Annotated in this window: 17 protein-coding genes; 7 read left to right on the forward strand and 10 right to left on the reverse strand. The window is 69.7% G+C overall.

The window, feature by feature from the left end:
• Positions 1–75 precede the first annotated feature (75 nt).
• Positions 76–777, reverse strand: a complete 702-nt coding sequence (locus L324_RS24110; RefSeq protein WP_044855494.1) for an IclR family transcriptional regulator — start codon at positions 775–777, stop codon at positions 76–78.
• A gap of 79 nt (positions 778–856) precedes the next feature.
• Here L324_RS24110 and leuC point away from each other — a divergent pair, with 79 nt between their 5' ends.
• The 4 genes from leuC to L324_RS24130 all read left to right on the forward strand — a co-directional run bounded on the left by leuC (position 857) and on the right by L324_RS24130 (position 6,785).
• Positions 857–2,275, forward strand: a complete 1,419-nt coding sequence (leuC, locus tag L324_RS24115; RefSeq protein ID WP_037312960.1) for a 3-isopropylmalate dehydratase large subunit — start codon at positions 857–859, stop codon at positions 2,273–2,275.
• Between the two features lie 41 nt (positions 2,276–2,316).
• Positions 2,317–2,919 (forward strand): 3-isopropylmalate dehydratase small subunit, encoded by a 603-nt coding sequence (gene leuD, locus L324_RS24120; protein ID WP_037312962.1) that lies wholly within the window; start codon positions 2,317–2,319, stop codon positions 2,917–2,919.
• A gap of 253 nt (positions 2,920–3,172) precedes the next feature.
• Positions 3,173–3,841: an HU family DNA-binding protein gene (locus tag L324_RS24125; RefSeq protein ID WP_037312965.1), complete on the forward strand. Its 669-nt coding sequence runs from the start codon at positions 3,173–3,175 to the stop codon at positions 3,839–3,841.
• Positions 3,842–4,067: 226 nt separating this feature from the next.
• On the forward strand, positions 4,068–6,785 hold the full coding sequence (locus tag L324_RS24130; RefSeq protein WP_235783635.1) for an AfsR/SARP family transcriptional regulator: 2,718 nt from the start codon (positions 4,068–4,070) through the stop codon (positions 6,783–6,785).
• A gap of 170 nt (positions 6,786–6,955) precedes the next feature.
• Here L324_RS24130 and L324_RS24135 read toward each other — a convergent pair whose 3' ends face one another.
• The 3 genes from L324_RS24135 to cofC are packed head-to-tail and all read right to left on the reverse strand — an operon-like array spanning position 6,956 to position 10,894.
• The gene (locus tag L324_RS24135) at positions 6,956–7,891 is read right to left on the reverse strand and encodes an NUDIX hydrolase (RefSeq protein WP_037312971.1); all 936 of its coding nucleotides are present in this window, start codon (positions 7,889–7,891) and stop codon (positions 6,956–6,958) included.
• Positions 7,888–10,206: an RNA degradosome polyphosphate kinase gene (locus L324_RS24140; protein WP_173426397.1), complete on the reverse strand. Its 2,319-nt coding sequence runs from the start codon at positions 10,204–10,206 to the stop codon at positions 7,888–7,890. The genes L324_RS24135 and L324_RS24140 overlap by 4 nt, the downstream gene beginning before the upstream one ends.
• 58 nt (positions 10,207–10,264) lie before the next feature.
• Entirely contained in the window at positions 10,265–10,894 is a 630-nt protein-coding gene (gene cofC, locus L324_RS24145) for a 2-phospho-L-lactate guanylyltransferase (RefSeq protein WP_037312974.1), read from the reverse strand.
• Positions 10,895–10,990: 96 nt separating this feature from the next.
• Between cofC and L324_RS24150 the strand changes: the two genes are divergently transcribed.
• The 3 genes from L324_RS24150 to L324_RS24160 all read left to right on the forward strand — a co-directional run bounded on the left by L324_RS24150 (position 10,991) and on the right by L324_RS24160 (position 13,490).
• A complete protein-coding gene (locus L324_RS24150; protein ID WP_037312977.1) occupies positions 10,991–11,695 on the forward strand; it encodes a lysophospholipid acyltransferase family protein in 705 nt (234 codons plus the stop codon).
• Positions 11,695–12,708 carry an NAD(P)H-dependent glycerol-3-phosphate dehydrogenase gene (locus tag L324_RS24155; RefSeq protein ID WP_081736452.1) on the forward strand — a complete coding sequence of 338 codons (1,014 nt, stop codon included), beginning with the start codon at positions 11,695–11,697 and terminating at the stop codon, positions 12,706–12,708. Before L324_RS24150 ends, L324_RS24155 begins: the two co-directional genes overlap by 1 nt.
• A 302-nt stretch (positions 12,709–13,010) precedes the next feature.
• Positions 13,011–13,490: a cysteine dioxygenase gene (locus L324_RS24160; RefSeq protein ID WP_037312983.1), complete on the forward strand. Its 480-nt coding sequence runs from the start codon at positions 13,011–13,013 to the stop codon at positions 13,488–13,490.
• 81 nt (positions 13,491–13,571) lie between these two features.
• Here L324_RS24160 and L324_RS24165 read toward each other — a convergent pair whose 3' ends face one another.
• From L324_RS24165 to L324_RS24190, 6 genes are all read right to left on the reverse strand, one after another.
• Positions 13,572–14,585: an asparaginase gene (locus L324_RS24165; protein ID WP_037313053.1), complete on the reverse strand. Its 1,014-nt coding sequence runs from the start codon at positions 14,583–14,585 to the stop codon at positions 13,572–13,574.
• Positions 14,586–14,659: 74 nt separating this feature from the next.
• Positions 14,660–15,484 (reverse strand): class I SAM-dependent methyltransferase, encoded by an 825-nt coding sequence (locus L324_RS24170; protein WP_037312986.1) that lies wholly within the window; start codon positions 15,482–15,484, stop codon positions 14,660–14,662.
• Positions 15,481–15,861, reverse strand: coding sequence for a VOC family protein (locus tag L324_RS24175; RefSeq protein WP_037312989.1), 381 nt, complete (start codon positions 15,859–15,861; stop codon positions 15,481–15,483). Before L324_RS24175 ends, L324_RS24170 begins: the two co-directional genes overlap by 4 nt.
• A 207-nt stretch (positions 15,862–16,068) precedes the next feature.
• A complete protein-coding gene (locus L324_RS24180; RefSeq protein WP_037312991.1) occupies positions 16,069–16,809 on the reverse strand; it encodes an FAD:protein FMN transferase in 741 nt (246 codons plus the stop codon).
• Entirely contained in the window at positions 16,806–17,240 is a 435-nt protein-coding gene (locus L324_RS24185) for an FMN-binding protein (protein ID WP_037312994.1), read from the reverse strand. Before L324_RS24185 ends, L324_RS24180 begins: the two co-directional genes overlap by 4 nt.
• An 18-nt stretch (positions 17,241–17,258) precedes the next feature.
• Entirely contained in the window at positions 17,259–18,605 is a 1,347-nt protein-coding gene (locus tag L324_RS24190; RefSeq protein WP_037313056.1) for a ferredoxin reductase family protein, read from the reverse strand.
• Between the last annotated feature and the right edge of the window lie 52 nt (positions 18,606–18,657).

An 18,657-nucleotide genomic window follows, 5' to 3' on the forward strand; every position in this document is an offset into this window, starting at 1 on the left:
ACCCCCGAACAAAGTCAGGTGTTGCAACCACCACTAGAACCCAAGGGGAAGGGGGCCTTCACGTAGTTCGAGGGGTCAGAGGCGCTCCTGCAGTGCGTCCGCGGCGGCGAGCAGGTCCGCGGCCCAGCGCGCCCCCGGCTTGCGCCCTATCCGTTCGATGGGCCCGGAAACCGACACCGCGGCGACCACGGTGCCCGACGAATCCCGTACCGGCGCCGAGACACTCGCCACACCGGGTTCCCGTTCCGCCACGCTCTGGGCCCAGCCGCGCCGCCGGACCTCCAGCAGCGTGCGCTCCCCGTAGACCGCCTCGGAGAGGATCGTCCGCTGCGTATGCGGATCCGACCAAGCGGCGAGGACCTTCGCGCCGGAACCGGCGGTCATCGGCAGCCGTGAACCGATCGGCACCGTGTCACGGAGACCGCTGGGCGGTTCCGCGGTCGAGACGCAGACGCGCTGGACACCGTCGCGGCGGTAGAGCTGAACGCTTTCCCCGGTGATGTCGCGCAATTTGGGCAGTACCGAACTCGCCGCGTCGAGCAGCGGGTCGGTCGAACCGCCCGCCAGTTCCGCGAGCGCGGTGCCCGGCCGCCACCGCCCGTCCGGGCCGCGGCGCAACAGGCGATGCACCTCGAGGCCGACCGCGAGCCGGTGCGCCGTGGCGCGCGGCAAGCCGGTCCGCGTGCACAGTTCCGCCAGGCCACAAGGATCTTCGGCCACGGCCTGAAGCACGGCCACGGCCTTGTCGAGTACTCCGATACCGCTATGCTGTCCCACAAGCCGATACTATCTTCCCGAAGTTTGAGATGTCCAGATGGTGGGAAGTACCGATTTCACCGCATGTGAGGAGCCGGAAATGCCCCGGACACTGGCCGAGAAAGTGTGGGAGTCGCACCTGGTGCGGCGCGGCGAAGGGGCCGAGCCCGACCTGCTCTACATCGACCTCCACCTGCTGCACGAGGTCACCAGCCCGCAGGCGTTCGACGGACTCCGCCTGGCTGGCCGGAAACTGCGCCGCCCCGACCTCACCATCGCGACCGAGGACCACAACGTCCCGACGATCGACATCGAGCTGCCGATCGCGGATCCCGTGTCCCGCACCCAGGTCGACACCCTGCGCGCCAACTGCGAGGAGTTCGGGGTCCGGCTGCACCCGATGGGCGACGCCGAACAGGGCATCGTGCACGTCATCGGCCCGCAGCTGGGCCTGACCCAGCCCGGGATGACCGTGGTGTGCGGCGACAGTCACACCTCGACGCACGGCGCGTTCGGCGCGATGGCCTTCGGCATCGGCACCTCGGAGGTCGAACACGTGATGGCGACCCAGACGCTGCCGCTCCGTCCATTCAAGACGATGGCGATCACCGTCGACGGGGAACTGCGCCCCGGCGTCACGGCGAAGGACGTCATCCTCGCCGTGATCGCCAAGATCGGCACCGGCGGCGGGCAGGGCTACGTCCTCGAATACCGCGGCAAGGCCATCGAGAACCTGTCGATGGAGGCCCGGATGACGGTGTGCAACATGTCCATCGAAGCGGGGGCGCGCGCCGGTCTCATCGCACCGGACGAGACGACGTTCGCGTATCTGAAGGGCCGTCCGCACGCGCCTCAGGGCGCCGACTGGGACGCCGCCGTCGAGAACTGGCGCGAGCTGCGCACCGACGACGACGCCGTCTTCGACGCCGAGGTGCACCTGAACGCCGACGAGCTCACGCCTTTCGTGACCTGGGGCACCAACCCGGGCCAGGGTCTCCCGCTGGGCGCCGAGGTGCCCGACCCGGAGCGGATCGGCGACGAGAACGAGCGCGTCGCCGCCGAGAAGGCCCTGTCCTATATGGACCTGAAGCCGGGAACGCCGCTGCGTGAGATCGCGGTGGACACCGTCTTCCTCGGCTCCTGCACGAATGGCCGTATCGAGGACCTGAGGGCCGCCGCGGACGTCCTGCGCGGGCACAAGGTCGCCGAGTCGGTCCGGATGCTCGTCGTCCCCGGCTCGATGCGCGTCCGCCAGGCCGCCGAAGCCGAAGGGCTGGACCGGGTCTTCACCGAAGCGGGCGCGGAATGGCGCCAGGCGGGCTGCTCGATGTGCCTCGGCATGAACCCTGACCAGCTCAAGCCGGGTGAGCGCAGCGCGTCGACCTCGAACCGCAACTTCGAAGGCAGGCAGGGCAAGGGCGGCCGGACGCACCTGGTCTCCCCGCTCGTGGCGGCCGCCACGGCCGTCCGGGGAACCCTGTCCAGCCCCGAAGACCTGCTGCCCGCCACCACCCGCTGACATCGCTGACATCGCCGACATCGCTGAGGAGTTTCATCACCATGGACGCGTTCACCCACCACACCGGCGTCGGGGTCCCGCTGCGCAGGTCCAACGTGGACACTGACCAGATCATCCCGGCGGTCTACCTCAAGCGCGTGAGCCGCACCGGCTTCGAGGACGGGCTCTTCGCCGCCTGGCGCTCCGACGAGTCGTTCATCCTCAACGAAGAGCCCTTCAAAAGCGGGTCGGTCCTGGTCGCGGGCCCGGACTTCGGCACCGGTTCCTCCCGTGAGCACGCCGTCTGGGCCCTGATGGACTACGGCTTCCGGGTGGTGATCTCTTCCCGGTTCGCGGACATCTTCCGTGGGAACTCGGGCAAACAGGGCCTGGTCGCCGCTCAGGTCGAGCAGGCGGACGTCGAACTGCTGTGGAAGCTGCTCGAAAACGAGCCTGGGACGGAGGTCACGGTGGACCTCGAGTCGAAGACGGTACGAGCCAAGGACTTCACCGCGCCCTTCCAGATCGACGACTACACCCGCTGGCGGCTCCTCGAAGGGCTCGACGACATCGCCCTGACACTCCGCCACGCGGAGGAGATCGACACTTTCGAGACCCAGCGCCCCTCCTGGAAGCCGGTGACCCTCCCGGCGGCCTCCTCCTAGGGCCTGCCGAAGGGGGCGGATTCCCTTGCTGAGCAGGGAATCCGCACCCCGGCCGAAGGCCTCCACACCAGCCCCGAAACCACACCGAACGGCACCTCAAGAGGCCCTGGAGGGGTCCCTCAAGAGGCGGAACCGCCCCCGAGACAAGGGAAATTTCCGCGCGTCGTTTGGAATTTGTGCTGCATTGGTAATACCGTGTGCGCTAAGTCGGCCGACGGGGCCGTGTACAAGTAGTTCTTCTTGGAGGACTGGAATGGCCAACAAGGCCCAGCTGATCGAGGCGCTGTCGGAGCGCCTGGGCGACAAGAAGGTCGCGTCGGAGGCCGTCGATGGCCTTGTCGACATCATCATCCGGACGGTCAACAAGGGCGAGAAGGTGAACATCACCGGCTTCGGTGTGTTCGAGAAGCGCGCCCGCGCCGCCCGCACCGCGCGGAACCCGCGTACCGGTGAGACCGTTCGCGTCAAGAAGACCAACGTGCCCGCCTTCCGCGCCGGCACGACCTTCAAGGACGTCATCAGCGGTTCGAAGAAGCTGCCGAAGGCCACCGCTGTGAAGCGCGCGACCGCCGGCACCACCACCCGGACCGCCGCCACCCGCGCGACGACGACCCGGACGGCCGCCAGCCGCCCGGCCGCGACGCGTTCCACCACCACGCGGACGCGTGCCGCCGCCGCCACGACGCGCACCGCCGCGAAGCCGGCCGCCAAGGCGACCGCGACCAAGGCAGCGGCCAAGACGACCGCCACCAAGGCGGCGCCGAAGACCGCGGCGAAGGCCACGACGACTCGCGCCACCACGGCCAAGAAGGCGACCGCCACCAAGGCCGCCGCGAAGCCGGCCGCCAAGGCCACCGCCGCCAAGGCACCCGCCAAGAAGGCTCCGGCCAAGCGGACTTCGGCGGCCGCGAAGAAGAAGTAAGCTCCCTCTCCACGAGTGAGCCAACGGCAGGGCCCCGCGCACGGCGCGGGGCCCTGCCGCAGTTTCCGGTCCCTTCACCACTGTCCGGACGGACGGAATGTCCGGAACCCGCTCGGACACCGGGCGACTGTGTCACTCTTCTCGCCAGAGAAGAACGAGGCGGGGAACACCGGTCTGGAGGGGGGCCACCATCGAAATCCGGCTTCTCGGTCCGTTCAGGGTGATCGTGGACGGATCGGCTTGTTCGCTCGGCAGTGCCCGTCAGCGCGCGCTGCTGGCCACCTTGGCGCTGTCGTGCGGCCGTCTGGTTTCCATCGACGCGCTCGCACGCGGTGTCTGGGGACACGAACCCCCGGAACGGATCCGCGGCAGCCTGCAGACGAACGTGATGCGCTTGCGGCGTTTGCTCGGCGAGCACCTCGTGGAGACCGAACCGGACGGTTACCGTCTCGTTTCCGATCCCGCCGGGGTCGACGTGCTGCGATTCCTCGGCCTTCTCGACAAAGCCGTCGGAAAAGAACCCGACGAGGAACGGGAACTGCTGGCCGGGGCGATCGCGCTGTGGGGCGGGACACCGCTGGAAGGCGCCGGTTCCCCCACCCTCGCCGATGAATGGGAACCCCGGCTCACCGAGCGGTATCTGTTCGCCGTGGAAAGGCGGATCGATCTGGATACCGGGGTGACCGCCGACGCGGAACTCGTCGCCGAATTGACCGAGCTGGTCGCGCGGCACCCGCTCCGGGAATCGTTGTGGGAAAGACTCGTGCGGATTCTCGCGCGCTCCGGCAGAAGGGCCGAAGCGCTGGCCGGATACGCCCGGCTGCGGTCGCTGCTCGCCGAGGAACTGGGTGTCGAACCGGGCGCGGAACTGCGGCGGCTGCACGCCGAACTGCTCGCCGCGGACGTGCGCGCGGAGCCGATCGCACCGGTACCACCGGCACCGCCGGTACCGCGTCAGCTTCCTTTCGACGTCACGGGTTTCACCGGACGCGAAACCGAACTGGCCCAGCTGGACGGGTTCCTCGACCAGGGCGGGCCGACACGGATCGTGGTCATCGAAGGGACGGCGGGGGTCGGGAAGACCGCGCTGGCCGTCCATTGGTCGCATCGGCTCCGGGAGAGATTCCCCGACGGACAACTCTTCGTAGACCTGCGCGGGCATTCCGCGGGTACCCCGGTCACCCCGATGGACGCACTGTCCGGGTTCCTCCAGGCGGTGGGCGTGCCCGCCGACGCGCTGCCCTCCACAGTGGAGCAACGGTCGGCCGCGCTGCGCGGCAGGCTCGCCGGGACCAGGATGCTGGTGCTGCTGGACAACGCCCGCGACGCGGCCCAGATCCGGCCGCTGCTGCCCGGATCGGGCAATCTGGTCGTGGTCACCAGCCGGAACCAGTTGCGGGGCCTGGTCGCCAGGGAAGGGGCGCGGCGGATGCCGTTGCGCTCCTTGGACGAGCACGCGGCCAAGGCGCTGCTCGCCGGAAGTGTCGGCCACGCCCGGCTCGACGCCGAACCCGGCGCGGTGGCGGATCTCACCCTGCTGTGCGGCGGATTGCCGCTGGCACTGGCGCTGGCCGGGGAACGGGCGTCCCGGTTCCCGGGCACCTCACTGGCCTGGATCGTCGACGAGCTACGGGATCAGCGGATCCGGCTCGACACCCTGCGGGATCCGCAGGACGCGGGTACCGATCTGCGTGCGGCGTTTTCGTGGTCCTACAACGCGTTGCGCCCGGAGGCGGCCCGGCTGTTCCGGTTGCTGGGGCTGTTCCCCGGCGTGCCGATCCGGGTCACGACCGCGGCCGTCGCGGCGGGGACCGGGATTCTCGAGGCCAGGGAACTGATCGACCGGCTGGCTTCGGCGCATCTGCTGAACCAGCCGAGCGCCGACCGGTACCGGTTCCACGACCTGTTGCGGGTCTACGCCGCGGAACTCGCGGAGGACGAAGACCAGGCCGAACGCGACGCGGCGCTGCGGCGCCTGATCGACTGGTACCTCGCCGCCGTCGCCGCGGCGGACGAACTCGTCCGGCCGGACCTGCTCACTTCGGACGTCGTGCTCGAACCGGCCGAAGGTCCGCCGCCCGGTTTCGCCGACCGCGAGGAGGCGACGGCCTGGTACGTCGAGGAACGTCCCGCGCTCGCCGCGCTGGTCCGGATCGCCGCCGACCGCGGCTGGGCCGACCGCGCCTGGAAACTCGCGTGGCTGCTCCGCTCCTTCTACTCCGAACGGCACGATCAGGAGGACTGGTTCAGCACCGGCGAAGCCGCCGTCGAGGCCACGAGGGCCGCGTCCGATCCGCTGGGCCTGCAGTACGCGGCCAACAACCTCGGATCCGCCTACCTGCGGGCACTTCGCCCCGACGAGGCACTGGAGATGCTGGAAGAGGCGAGGAAGGCGTCCGTGGAGACCGGCGGCTCCGAGGTCACGGTCGCGATCCTGTCGAATCTGTCGGGGGCTTACCACCTCCGCTCCGAATTCGAGAAGAGCGAACAGGTCGCCGCCGAGGCCGCGCGCCTCGCCGCCGACAACGGTCAGCGCACCTTCGTCCCGCACGCGCTCCTCAACATCAGCGCCAGCCGGATCGGCCGGGGCGCCTACGACGAGGCCGCCGAAGCCGCGCTCGAAGCGAGACGGTCCTTCGCCGAACTCGGTGACCGGTACCACGCGGCGCTCGCCCTCTCCAACACCGGCGAGGCGCTCGCGGGCGCGCAACGGTACGAGGAGGCGGAGGAGAAGTGTTCCGGCGCGCTCGCCGAACTCCACGAGCTCGGCGCGGAATACGGCACCATCGACGTGCTCATCACGCTCGTGAAGATCATGCGCGGCCTGGGACGGGAAGACCAGGCCGTCGCTTACGGAGCCGAGGCGCTGGCCGTATGCCAGCGCCTCGGTGATCCCCGTGCCGACGAAGTACGGACGATGCTGTCCGTTCCACCCCCAGGCTGAACGGCGAGTACCGCGGGATGCCCATCACGACCCCCCACAAGGACACGCGGGCAGTAAACCAAGCGGCGCTGTCAGTTCGCTGTCACGCGGGTGCCGTCGTCTCGTGAGTGGTAATGACGGTTCTAACCGTCATTACCACTCACGAGGCAGTGCGTGAGGACATGCGTGCGTCAGGGGCGGGCAGGCGCGGGGGTGGGCAGGGGCGACGCGAAGTAGTCCGCGGCCACCAGCACCGGCCCGTCCTCGTCGGTCGGCGCCCGGAACGACAGCACCCAGAACGAGCCCTTCTTCGACGGCACCACACCGCCGCGCGCGGCGGGCAGGTCGACACCGTCGCGGTCGGCCAGCGCGCTGACGACGTCCGGGATCACGCCGCCCTGGCTGGAGATCACCGGTGTCCCGCCGTCGCCCGCGATGGCCAGCAGCCGGGCGACACCGAGCACCGGATCGGGCCAGTAGCCCTCTTCCGAGAGCAGCGGCTCGTGCCGGATCTCGACGTCGAGATCATCGGCGAGCCCGTTCACCGTCTGGACGCACCGGAGCCGCGGCGCCGAGAGCACCCTGCTCGGCGCGTAGTGCCGCAGCAGCGAACGCAGCGCTTCGGCCTGACGCTGTCCCGCGTCCGAAAGCGGCCGCAGGTCGTCGTCGCCGTTCCACTCGTCGCGTTTACCCGCTTTGGCGTGCCGCACCAGGATCACCGTGGTGAGGTCGGGCGGCAGCGCGGAGAACTCGCGCAGTACCCGCACGTCCCCCGGCCGCGTCAGCAGTTTCTCCGCCGTCTCGGCGTCGAGCCAGCGCAGTTCGTCGACCTCCTCGTTCGGCGCGAACGCGCCGGAAGCCGCGCGCGCGGAGAAGTAGTCGACGGTCTTCGGCTCCCCGGCCACGGTGTACTCGGTCCGGAACAGGTACCGGCCGAGCACCGCCTCGAAGCCGGTCTCCTCTTCGATCTCGCGGACCGCGGCCTCCGCGATGGTCTCGCCCGGATCCAGCTTCCCCTTCGGCAGCGACCAGTCGTCGTAGCGCGGCCGGTGGACCAGCGCGACCTCGACGCGGTCCCCGGCACGTCGCCAGAGGACCGCACCGGCCGCCCGCACGACCCCGCTCATCCGGCGGCTCCGTGGCGCTTCGCGAGTTCGACCTGGTGATCGCGGACGTCGTCGCCCGACGCCGGGAACGGGGCCCACTCGCCGGTCGAGTTCAGTACCCAGCACCGGGTCGACGGATGCAGCGCGGACTCGAAGATGTAGTCCAGTTGCGCCGTCAGCTTCGGATCCTTGACCCGCACCAGCGCCTCGATGCGGCGGTCGAGGTTGCGGTGCATCATGTCCGCGCTGCCGATCCACTGCGTCCCGCCCGCGCGGAAGTTGAAGATGCGCGAGTGTTCCAGGAACCGGCCGAGGATCGACCGCACGTGGATGTTCTCGCTGAGCCCTTCGACACCCGGCTTCAGCGCGCAGATCCCGCGCACCACGATGTCGACCGGCACTCCGGCCTGCGACGCGTGGTACAGCGCGTCGATCACCTGCTCGTCGACGAGCGAGTTGCACTTGATCCGGATCCCGGCGGTCTGGCCCGCCCGCGCGAGTTCGATCTCCTCACCGATCGCGCGCACGATGCCGCGGCGGATCCCGTGCGGCGACGTGAGGATGTTGCGGTAAGTGTCCTGCCGGGAGTAGCCGGTGAGCACGTTGAACAGATCCGTCAGGTCCGCGCCGATCGTGGGGTCGGCGGTCAGGAGACCGAGATCCTCGTAGAGCCGCGCCGTCTTCGGGTTGTAGTTGCCGGTGCCGATATGGCAGTACCGGCGGATGGTCGAACCCTCCTGGCGCACCACCATCGACACCTTGCAGTGCGTCTTCAGCCCGACCAGCCCGTAGACCACGTGCACGCCGGCGCGTTCCAGCGTGCGCGCCCAGGTGATGTTGGCCTGCTCGTCGAACCGCGCCTTGATCTCGACCAGCGCGACGACCTGCTTGCCCGCCTCGGCGGCGTCGATCAGCGCGTCGACGATCGGGGAGTCACCGGAGGTGCGGTACAGCGTCTGCTTGATCGCCAGCACCTTGTCGTCCGCGGCGGCCTGTTCGATGAACCGCTGGACGCTGGTGGAGAAGGAGTCGTACGGGTGATGCACGAGGACGTCGCCCTCGCGCAGCGTCGCGAACACCGACTTCGGCGTCTCGCGCTCACCGAACGCCGGATGGGTGGCCGGCACGAAAGGGCGGTCCTTGAGTTCCTTCCGGTCCACTCCGGACAGCTGGTGCAGGCAGGTCAGGTCCAGCAGGCCGGGGACCTCGACGACGTCGCGCGGGTCGACCTCCAGCTCCCGCAGCAGCAGTTCGAGCATGTGCTCGCTCATGTCCTGCGCGACCTCGAGCCGCACCGGCGGGCCGAACCGGCGCTGGGCCAGCTCGCGCTCCAGCGCCTGGAGGAGGTCCTCGTCCCGGTCTTCTTCGACCTCGAAGTCGGCGTTGCGGGTGACGCGGAACGCGTGGTGCTCGGTGACCTCCATCCCGGTGAACAGCTCACCGAGATGGGCGGCGATCAGTTCCTCCAGCGGCAGGAACGTCGCGGTGCGGACCTCACGGGGCTGCTGCTCGATGCGCATCAGGCGCGGCACGTTGCTCGGCACCTTGACGCGGGCGAACCGCTCCGTGCCCGCCTCGGGGTCGCGGACGGTGATGGCCAGGTTGAGCGAAAGGCCCGAGATGTAGGGGAACGGATGCGCGGGATCCACGGCCAGCGGTGTGAGCACCGGGAAGATCTGCTCGCTGAAGTAGTTGGACAGCCGGAGCTGGTCGGCGCCGGTCAGGTCGTTCCAGCCGACGATGTGGATGTCTTCCTCGGCCAGCCGGGGCCGCAGGTGCAGTTCGAAGGCGTTGGTGTGCCGCTCGACCAGGTCCTGGTTGCGTTTGGCGATGTAGGCCAGCTGCTCGCGCGGGGTGAGCCCGTCCGCGCTGCGGACCGGGAGGCCCGTCTCGTCGCGGCGCTTCAGCCCGGCGACCCGCACCATGTAGAACTCGTCCAAATTGGACGCGAAGATCGCCAGGAACTTGGCGCGTTCGAGCAGCGGCTGCGATTCGTCCTCGGCCAGCGCGAGCACACGGGCGTTGAAGTCCTGCCACGACAGCTCACGGTTGAAGTACCGGTCGTCGGGCAGCGTCTCGACCGCGGTAGGGGCCGACGTCACCGCCGGGGGCGCGGCGGGCAGCGCGCGGAACTCCTGGGCGGGACGGCTCGCCGAACCGCCCCGGGTCGCGCGGATCGCCGCCCGCGGGGTGCTGTTCGTCTTCACCGCGGGACTGGTCTTGCGCGCCCTGGCGGGTTTGGCCGCGCCGTTGTCCGGTTCCGGTTTCGCGGCGGAGGTCTTCCGCTTCCTTGCCGAGTTCGGGGTGCCGCCGTCGTTTGTGCTCACGGGCTTCATTGTTCACCACTCGGCGCGATTATGTGCGCCGCGCGCGGGTCGCCGGGGTGAACTCTCGTCACATCACCACGCAGGGTGTTCCCAGCAGCGTTGAAGTGCGTTTTCCGACACCCAGGGTGCGGACGTGAGCGAGATCATCCGCGGTGTCCACGTCACCGCGGAGCGATTCGGCGGCGATCGTGAGCGGCGTCGCACCGGACGCGGCGTGCGCCCGCGCGGAACCCTCGCCGAACCGGGGTTCGAGGGCCCGGCCCGCCCCCGCGAGCAACAGGGTCGTGCCCGTTCCCTGCCGGTCCGCGACGAAGGCCCGCTCACCGGCGGCCTCGGCGAGCGCGGCGGTGAGGTCTTCGGTCCGCAGGGCCGGCAGGTCGGCCTGCAGGGCGCCGACGAGACCGGACGGGGTGTCCCGGCGCAGCAGTTCCGCGCCGTGACGCAGGGCGGCGTTCAATCCGCCTCGCGAAGGTTCGGCGACGATTTCCACACCCAGCTCGGCGAGATCCGCCACCGAAGCCGGGTCGGCGGCGACCACCAGTACCCGGCGGACGCCGTCGGCCGAGGTCACCGCGGCCAGCGTGTCGTACGCCAGCGCCAGCACCAGTTCGGCGTGCCGACCCGGCACGACCGCGCCGCGAAGCCGCGACTTGCCCTCCGCCGGGCGCTTCATCGGCACGATCAGGTCCACGTCCACATCTGCATTCTTACCCGACCCTCCCTGGACCCCGCTCGTACGCGGGCGGCAGGATCAGGGGTCTGGGACGGCACGTGCGACTTCGAGGAGGACGAATTGGCCCGGCGTGAGAAGGGCGGCATCTGGGTGGGTATCGCCGCCGCACTGTTCTACCCGGCGACGGCCATCGCCAAGCGCGTCTACCGCAACGCCGAGCGGATCCCCCGCGAAGGCGGCGCGCTGCTGCTGCTCAACCACGTGTCCCACATGGACCCGGCGGTGGACGCGGTCTTCGTGCACCGGCAGAAGCGGGTGCCGCGTTTCCTCGGCAAGGAGAGCCTGACCAGGACGCCGCTCTTCGGCAAGATCTTCGTCGGCGCGGGGCAGATCCCGGTCTCGCGTGGTTCGGCCGCCGCCGGTGACAGCCTCAAGGCCGCCCACCAGGCGTTGCGCGACGGCAAGGTCGTCGTGATCTATCCGGAGGGGACGATCAGCAAGGATCCGGACGGCTGGCCGAAGAAGCCGTTCACCGGTGCGGCACGGCTCGCGCTGGAGACCGACGTGCCGGTGATCCCGATCGCCCGCTGGGGCACGAACCACATCTTCAACGGGTACACGAAGAAGTTCACGCCGTTCCCGCGCAAGACGATCACGCATCTGGTCGGGGAGCCACTGGACCTGTCCGCCTACAAGGACGGGTCCACGCGCAGCGCGTCCAAGCTGCGCGAGGTCACCGAGCTGATGATGACCGAGATCACCACCCTGCTCGCGGAGATCCGCCAGGAGGAACCGCCCGCGAAGAAGCCGGAGGACGACGCCTGATGGCCGAGGTCCAGCGGGTGACCGTACTCGGCGCCGGATCGTGGGGCACGGCGTTCGCCAAGGTGCTCGGCGACGCCGGCCGCGACGTGACCATCTGGGCCCGGCGGCCCGAGGTCGCGGCGGAGATCCGGGACCAGCACCGAAATTCGTCCTATTTGCCCGATATCGAGTTGTCCGCGCGGATCACCGCGACCGCGGATCCGGCCGAGGCGCTCGACGGCGCGCAGGCCGTGGTCCTCGCGGTGCCGAGCCAGACGCTGCGGACCAATCTGTCGGAGTGGTCCGGTCTGCTGCCCTCCGACGCGATCCTGGTGAGTCTCGCGAAGGGGGTCGAACTCGGCACGCTCAAGCGGATGAGCGAGGTCATCGCCGAGATCGCGCGCGTCGAGGACGGCCGGATCGTGGTCGTTTCGGGGCCGAACCTCGCGAAGGAGATCGCGCTGGGGCAGCCGTCGGCCGCGGTGGTCGCGTGCACGGACCACGACAACGCCAAGGCGATCCAGCAGGCGAGCTTCAACCAGTACTTCCGGCCGTACACCAACACCGACGTCGTCGGCTGCGAACTGGGCGGCGCGTGCAAGAACGTCATCGCGCTGAGCTGTGGGATGGCGGCCGGGCTGGGGCTCGGCACCAACACGATGGCGACGCTGATCACCCGCGGGCTGGCCGAGATGGCGCGGCTCGGCGCGAAACTCGGCGCCGACCCGCTCACCTTCGCCGGGCTCGCCGGCGTCGGCGACCTGGTGGCGACGTGTTCCTCGCCGCTGTCGCGCAACCGGACCTTCGGTGAGCGGCTGGGCAGGGGAGAGACCCTGCAGCAGGCGCTGGACGCGGCGGGCGGGCAGGTCGCCGAGGGCGTCAAGTCGTGCACGTCGATCCGGGAACTCGCGCTGAGCCACGGCGTCGACATGCCCATCACCGACGCGATGCACCGCGTGTGTCACGAAGGGGTCGACCCGCGGCGGGCGGGAGCCGAGCTGCTGGGGCGGTCGCAGAAGCACGAGTGGTCCTGACCGCTGGAGCTGAAGGGCCCTTTCCCCGCATCCGATGCGAGGAAAGGGCCCTTCACCGCGTCAGATGAGGGGAAGGGGCCCTTCAGCTCCTGAGGCCTGAGGCGAGCCGGCATGTCCACGGTGTGAGATCTGTTGACCGCCGGGCTCCGCACTGGTTCGCTGTGGGCATGTTCGCACGTGGGATGACTGTGTCGCGGGGCCTCTCGGGTCTTGGCGCCGTCGCGTGCGCGTCGTGTCGCTGTTGTCGGTGAAACCCGCCCCGGCCCAGTTCGACACCCTCTTCCTTCTGTAAGGACACCTTCATGTTCGCCGTCCCGGACAACACGCTCGTCATTCCCGAAAACCCCACCCTGCGCCACCCGGTGCGCGTCGCGCTCGAGTTCGCCGCGGACCGTGACCGCTGGCGGCATCTGCTGCGCTACGACCCGGAGGAGCGGTTCTCCGCGCTCGTCGACAGCGACGAAATCCAGGAGATCTGGCTGATGAGCTGGCTGCCCGGCCAGCACACCGACCTGCACGACCACGAATTCGCCGCCGGCGCGTTCACCGTGGTCAGCGGGCAGCTGAACGAGACGGTCGCCCGGCGCGCCGTCGACGGCCGGGCCGTGACGGAGCTGCATTCGCTGTCGACGGGCCAGTCGCGCGTCTTCGGCCCCGGGTACATCCACGAGGTGCGCAACGAGGGGCCGGACCCCGCCGTCAGCGTGCACGTCTACCGGCACGGGCCGCGCGCCATGCGCCCGTACCACCTGGACCCCATCTCCGGCCCGATCCGGGACTAGCGCGCCCCGCGTTTCGTCCTCTGAATGCGTTCCTTGCGCGTGCAACTACCGCATCCAGAGGACGAAATGCAGGACGGAACGCTAGGTGTCGAGGTCGCCGCGCAGCCGGAACTCGGCCTCGATACGGTCCCGAGACGCCCCGGTCGCGAGCAGGGTGTGCAGCAGGAGCCGGGATTTGCGCGGGTCGAGCCAGCCCGCCATGGTCGCGCCCATCGCGATCAGGTCCGACTCCGAACCGCGGAAGCCATAGGTACTCCGGAATGTCGGCCCGGCGCCGGTGCGGCCGGCGATCACGATCGGCACCTCCGGCAGCGCACGCTCGATCACGCCCGCTGTCCCCGCTGAGACGTGCCCGGCGCCGTTCGCCGCGATCACCACTCCCTTGACCCCGGCCTTGACCAGCGTCTCCAGGAGTTCCCCGGTGTCCTCGACGCCGCTCTCGACGATCGGTACCAGCCCGGAGAAATCCGCGTTCTCCACCGGCAACGCCGCCGGACGGGCGGCGACCGGGTGGAAGTAGTGCACCGCGCCCTCCGCGAGCAGCCCGAGCGGCCCGGCGGGATTCGACGAGAACGCCTCGACGTGGCTCGAATGCGCCTTGCGGACCCAGCGCGCGAGGTGGACGTCGTCGTTGAACGCGACCAGCGAACCGCGGCCGCGGCTGCGCGGATCGGCCGCGACGGTCAGCGCGGCGACCAGGTTCGCCGCGCCGTCGGCGCTGGGCAGACTGGGATTGCGCATGGCGCCGGTGATGACGATCGGCGCCTCGGAAGCCCAAGTCAGCTCGAAGAAGTACGCGGTCTCTTCGAGCGTGTCCGTGCCCTGGACCACGACGACGCCTTGGGCGCCTTCGTCGACGGCGCGCGCGGCCCAGTCCCGGGTCTTGATCAGCGTCGCGAAGTCCATCGACGCGCTGGAGATACCCGCGAGCGTCTCCGCGCGGACGTCCATCGTCAGGTCGTCGACGAGGCCGCCGAGCAGATCCTTGGCACTGAGCCGGGGGACCGCGTGGTCCTCGCCGTCGCCGGGGACCATGGAGATGGTGCCGCCCAAGGCGGCGACGGCGACCAGCGGCCGTCGGGATTCGCTCGACATACCGTCCATTCTTCAAACCCGGCCGGTCAGTGGGCAAGCGTTCGTGACGGAGCGTTCGCCGCGCGTTTAGTCCTCTAGATGCGCTTCACGGCCTCGATGGTGAAGCTCGCCGCCAGCCGCTGAGGGTCCTTCGTCAGCCGCCATTCCTCCGTCGCGGGGTCCACGGTCATGAGACCGGGCAGCGCGTTCCACGGCACGCTGTCGTGCTCCACCAGCCGCGTCAGCGTCAGCCCCGCGTCGAGCAGCGACATGACGATCTCGCCCAGCCCGTGGTTCCACTCGTGCGTCCGGTTGTGCTGGAACGACACGTCGGTGTCCACATAGGTCCCCGGCTCGTCGAAGACCAGCGGTTCGGCCTGCTCGAAGTACGGGTACCGCGGCGTGACCACCGGCTGCGTCTCGTCGAGGGTGCCCAGCATCGGGTGCATGTCCCGGACGAACAGCCGCCCGCCCGGCCGCAGCAGCGCGCCTGCCGTCCGCCCCCAGCGGGCGATGTCGGGGAGCCAGCAGAGCGCGCCGATTCCCGTGTAGACGAGGTCGAATTCCCCGGCGCCCAATACGTCGGCCGCACTGTACACATCGGACTCGTGGTAGTCGATCTCCGCGCCGGTCTCGGCGGCCAGCCGCCGCGCGATCTCCAGCGACGGCGGGGAAAAGTCGAGTCCGGTCATCCGCGCGCCGAGGCGCGACAGGGAAAGCGTGTCCGTGCCGATATGGCACTGCAGGTGCACTCCGCGCGCACCGGAGACGTCGCCGAGCAGCGGCCGGTCGAACCGGACGACGCCGCTGAGATGGGCGGGGTCCTTGACGAACCGGTCGTAGCCGTAGTCCGCCGACGCCGCGTGCGCCGGGGCGCGTTCGTCCCAGTTCGCGCGGTTGACGGTGAGGTACTCGGTCACGAAGTCGCGGCCTTTTCGGCGGCGCTGCGCAGCACGCAGAACTCGTTGCCCTCGGGGTCGCCGAGGACGGCCCAGCCGGTGCCGTCCGGGTTGCGCCGGTCGTGCAGGAGGGTCGCGCCGAGCTTCAGCAGGCGCTCGACCTCCTCGTCGCGCGGGATGTCGGGCTCGAGGCAGAGATGGATGCGGTTCTTCACCGTCTTCGGCTCCGGGACCTGCCCGAAGTACAGCGTGACACCGTTGTCCATCATGATGATCGCCTCGGGATCGCCCGGCCGGTCGTCGTCGGCCATCGGCTTGCCGACGACGCCGCTCCAGAAACGCCCCAGCTCGTAAGCGTCGGCACAGTCGAAAAAGAAGTTCTGTACGACAGAGGTCATGACGCCGCAGTCTGCCCGAGCCCGCGAGACCCGGCCAACGGTTTTATTGAGGGGTAGGGACACCGGCTCCGAAACGCGGGCCCGGAACCCGTTCTGAAGGGAACCTTCGAGACGTTCCACGTCCGAAAGGGGGCCTTCAGGACATCCCAGGCCACGGAAACCCCACCCGGCCCAGGGCGCACCACCCAGCCATGTTCGCCTTACCTCTCAATAAGCGAGCCGAAGTCCCGGCGACCGGTGCACCTGACGCTCCGCGTCGATGATCAGGACCTGGCACCCCGGTTGCGAAGCGACCCAGGCGATTCCCTCGGTCCCCATCGCGAAAGCGGCCGTGGCCAGCGAATCCGCCGTGACGAGGTCGTCGGCGGCGACCGTGACGCTCAGCAGCCCGGTGGCCGGGCGCCCGGTCCGCCCGTCGAGGATATGCGCTCCGCGTTCATATTCCCCTGACGTCGCGACGGCGCCGCCGGAGGACTCGACCACGGCGCAGAGCGAGTCCGGCCGTTCGGGATGCCGGATGCCGACCCGCCAGGGGCGGCCGGGTTCCGGTTCGCCGGAGGTGACGACGTCGCCGCCGGCGTTGATACAGAAGACGTCCAGGCCCTCTGCCAGCAACAGTCCCGCCGCCCGCTGCACCGCCCAGCCCTTGACCACCGCGTTCGGGTCGAGCCGCCGTCCGGGGATCCGGGCGGTGAACGCCCCGCCGGACAGCCGTTCGTAATGGTCGCACAACGAAAGCACTTCGAGCAGGTCGTCGCTCAGTTCCGACGGGGCGAGTTCGCCGCGGTCATAGCGGCAGACCTCGCTTCCGGCCTTGAACGGGCTGAACCGGTCGTCGACCTCGCGCAGCCAGCCGAAGACGCCGTCGAGAGCATGGTCGACGAGTTCGCCGCCCGCACGGACGTCGACCGAGACCGGCAGCCCCATCACCTGCTCGACGCGGTTCATCTGGCGTCCAGCGCCGCCTGCAGCGATTTGACGTACGACTCGCTCGTCGACGTCGCCCCGGAGACGGTGTCGATGTCGGCGCTCTGCGCGGTCAGCGTCTCCGCCTGCAGGACCGGGATCGCGTCGACCCCGCGGCCGCTGGTCGGCCGTCGCAGCAGCTGGACCTCGGAGATCCGGTCCTCGGCGGAGATCACCAGTCGCACTTGGACGGTGCCGTACCGGTTGCTCTCCACCGAGCCGTCGATGGTGCGTTCCGCCCCTTCGGAGGCGCCACCGTCCGAAGAGGACGAAGAGGACTCAGTGGACGAGGGCGGGGCGGGCGCGGCGACGGCCACGGTCTCCGAACCGAGCGGACCCGGTTCGTACAGCCAGACACCGAGGAAGCCGGCGGCCGAAAGGGCGACCGTGGCGGCGACGATGGTCTTCTTCATGATCGGGGACTCCCTGACTCAGGCGGCGAGACTGAAACGTTCGGCGTGGACCTGCTGGTTCGGCACGCCCAGTTCACGCAGGCTGCGCAACGTCGCCGAGGTCATCCCGGGCGGCCCGCAGACGAAGACGTCCCGATCGGTCACGTCCGGCACCAGCCGCCGCAGGTTGTGCGCGCCGAGCACCGGACCGTGCGGACCGGCCTGATCGGACGGTCCACTGAGGACCCGCACGACCGCGCCGCGTGCCCGCGCCAGCCCCGTCAGTTCCGGCAGCAGGACGGCGTCGCGTTCGTCGCGGACGCGGTAGAGCACCACGACGTGCCCGGAGATCTCTTCCAGCAGCGCGCGGATCGGAGTGATCCCGACGCCGCCCGCCACCAGCAGCGCGTCCGGTTTCCGTTGGTGCATCGTGGTGAACGCGCCGTACGGTCCTTCGGCGAACACCCGCGTGCCGACCTTCAGCGAACGCAACGACGCGCTGCCGTCACCGGCGGCCTTCGCGGTCAGCCGCAGGGTGCGGCCGTCGGGCGCGGCCGACAGCGAGAACGGATTCGCCTGCCACCAGCGATCCCGGGTCATGAAGCGCCACAGGAAGAACTGGCCGGCCCTGGCGGGCATCTTGTCGAGGTCCTTGCCGGAGATGTACACGGAGACGACGTCGTGGGATTCGGGGACCACGGCGACGACCCTCAACCGGTGCCGCAGATTTCGCGCGAGAGGCAGCACGACCCGGCCGGCGACCACCGAGCCGAGAGCGACACCCCACACCGCCCACCAGTAGGCCTGCGCGCCCGGCGACGACGCGAACGATCCGCCCAGCGCGATCTGATGGGTGAACGCCAGCACGACCGCGGCATAGGTGTACAGATGGATGAAATGCCAGGTCTCGTAGGCCAGCCGTCGGCGGGCGAAACGCGCGGAAACGGCGCCGACCAGCAGGATGAGCGCGAACGCGACGACCGCGCGCAGGATCCCCTCCAGTTTGGTCACCATCGTGACGAACTCGTCCACCACGCCGTTGTCCTCGACCTGTGCGTAGCCGAAGACGATGAAGACGAAGTGGGCGAGCAGTGTCCACAGGAGGCTGAACCCGGTCCAGCGGTGCCAGACGGTGAGCCGGTCCATGCCGAGGCGGCGGTCCAGCCACGGCAGGCGGGCGACCAGCAGCAGCTGGAACGCCATCGCCAGCGCCCCGTACAGCCCGGCGAGCCTGCCGATGCTGATGAGGACGTTGTCCGACGGCCCGGCGGCGAAGAAGAGCATGGTCACGGCGGCCACGTTGGCCCCGAGGAAGGTGAAGAGCCCGGCGCGTGCGGCGATCCTGGGACGGATCGCCGGGCGCGGTTTCACGGCGGTCTGCGTCATGGTGGTCACACGTGGTCCCTTCCGGTCCGGTTCAAGTACCGAGCCTGCGGTG

It is taken from the genome of Amycolatopsis orientalis DSM 40040 = KCTC 9412, assembly GCF_000478275.1.
GTDB classification, from domain to species: Bacteria; Actinomycetota; Actinomycetes; order Mycobacteriales; family Pseudonocardiaceae; genus Amycolatopsis; species Amycolatopsis orientalis.

Coding starts and splice junctions, on each gene's coding strand:
- leuC (WP_037312960.1), top strand. CDS start 857: ATGCCCCGGACACTGGCCGAGAAAGTGTGGGAGTCGCACCTGGTGCGG.
- L324_RS24165 (WP_037313053.1), bottom strand. CDS start 14,585: ATGTCGAGCGAATCCCGACGGCCGCTGGTCGCCGTCGCCGCCTTGGGC.
- L324_RS24155 (WP_081736452.1), top strand. CDS start 11,695: ATGGCCGAGGTCCAGCGGGTGACCGTACTCGGCGCCGGATCGTGGGGC.
- L324_RS24175 (WP_037312989.1), bottom strand. CDS start 15,861: ATGACCTCTGTCGTACAGAACTTCTTTTTCGACTGTGCCGACGCTTAC.
- L324_RS24125 (WP_037312965.1), top strand. CDS start 3,173: ATGGCCAACAAGGCCCAGCTGATCGAGGCGCTGTCGGAGCGCCTGGGC.
- L324_RS24185 (WP_037312994.1), bottom strand. CDS start 17,240: ATGAAGAAGACCATCGTCGCCGCCACGGTCGCCCTTTCGGCCGCCGGC.
- L324_RS24140 (WP_173426397.1), bottom strand. CDS start 10,206: ATGAAGCCCGTGAGCACAAACGACGGCGGCACCCCGAACTCGGCAAGG.
- L324_RS24190 (WP_037313056.1), bottom strand. CDS start 18,605: ATGACGCAGACCGCCGTGAAACCGCGCCCGGCGATCCGTCCCAGGATC.
- L324_RS24135 (WP_037312971.1), bottom strand. CDS start 7,891: ATGAGCGGGGTCGTGCGGGCGGCCGGTGCGGTCCTCTGGCGACGTGCC.
- leuD (WP_037312962.1), top strand. CDS start 2,317: ATGGACGCGTTCACCCACCACACCGGCGTCGGGGTCCCGCTGCGCAGG.
- L324_RS24160 (WP_037312983.1), top strand. CDS start 13,011: ATGTTCGCCGTCCCGGACAACACGCTCGTCATTCCCGAAAACCCCACC.
- L324_RS24180 (WP_037312991.1), bottom strand. CDS start 16,809: ATGAACCGCGTCGAGCAGGTGATGGGGCTGCCGGTCTCGGTCGACGTC.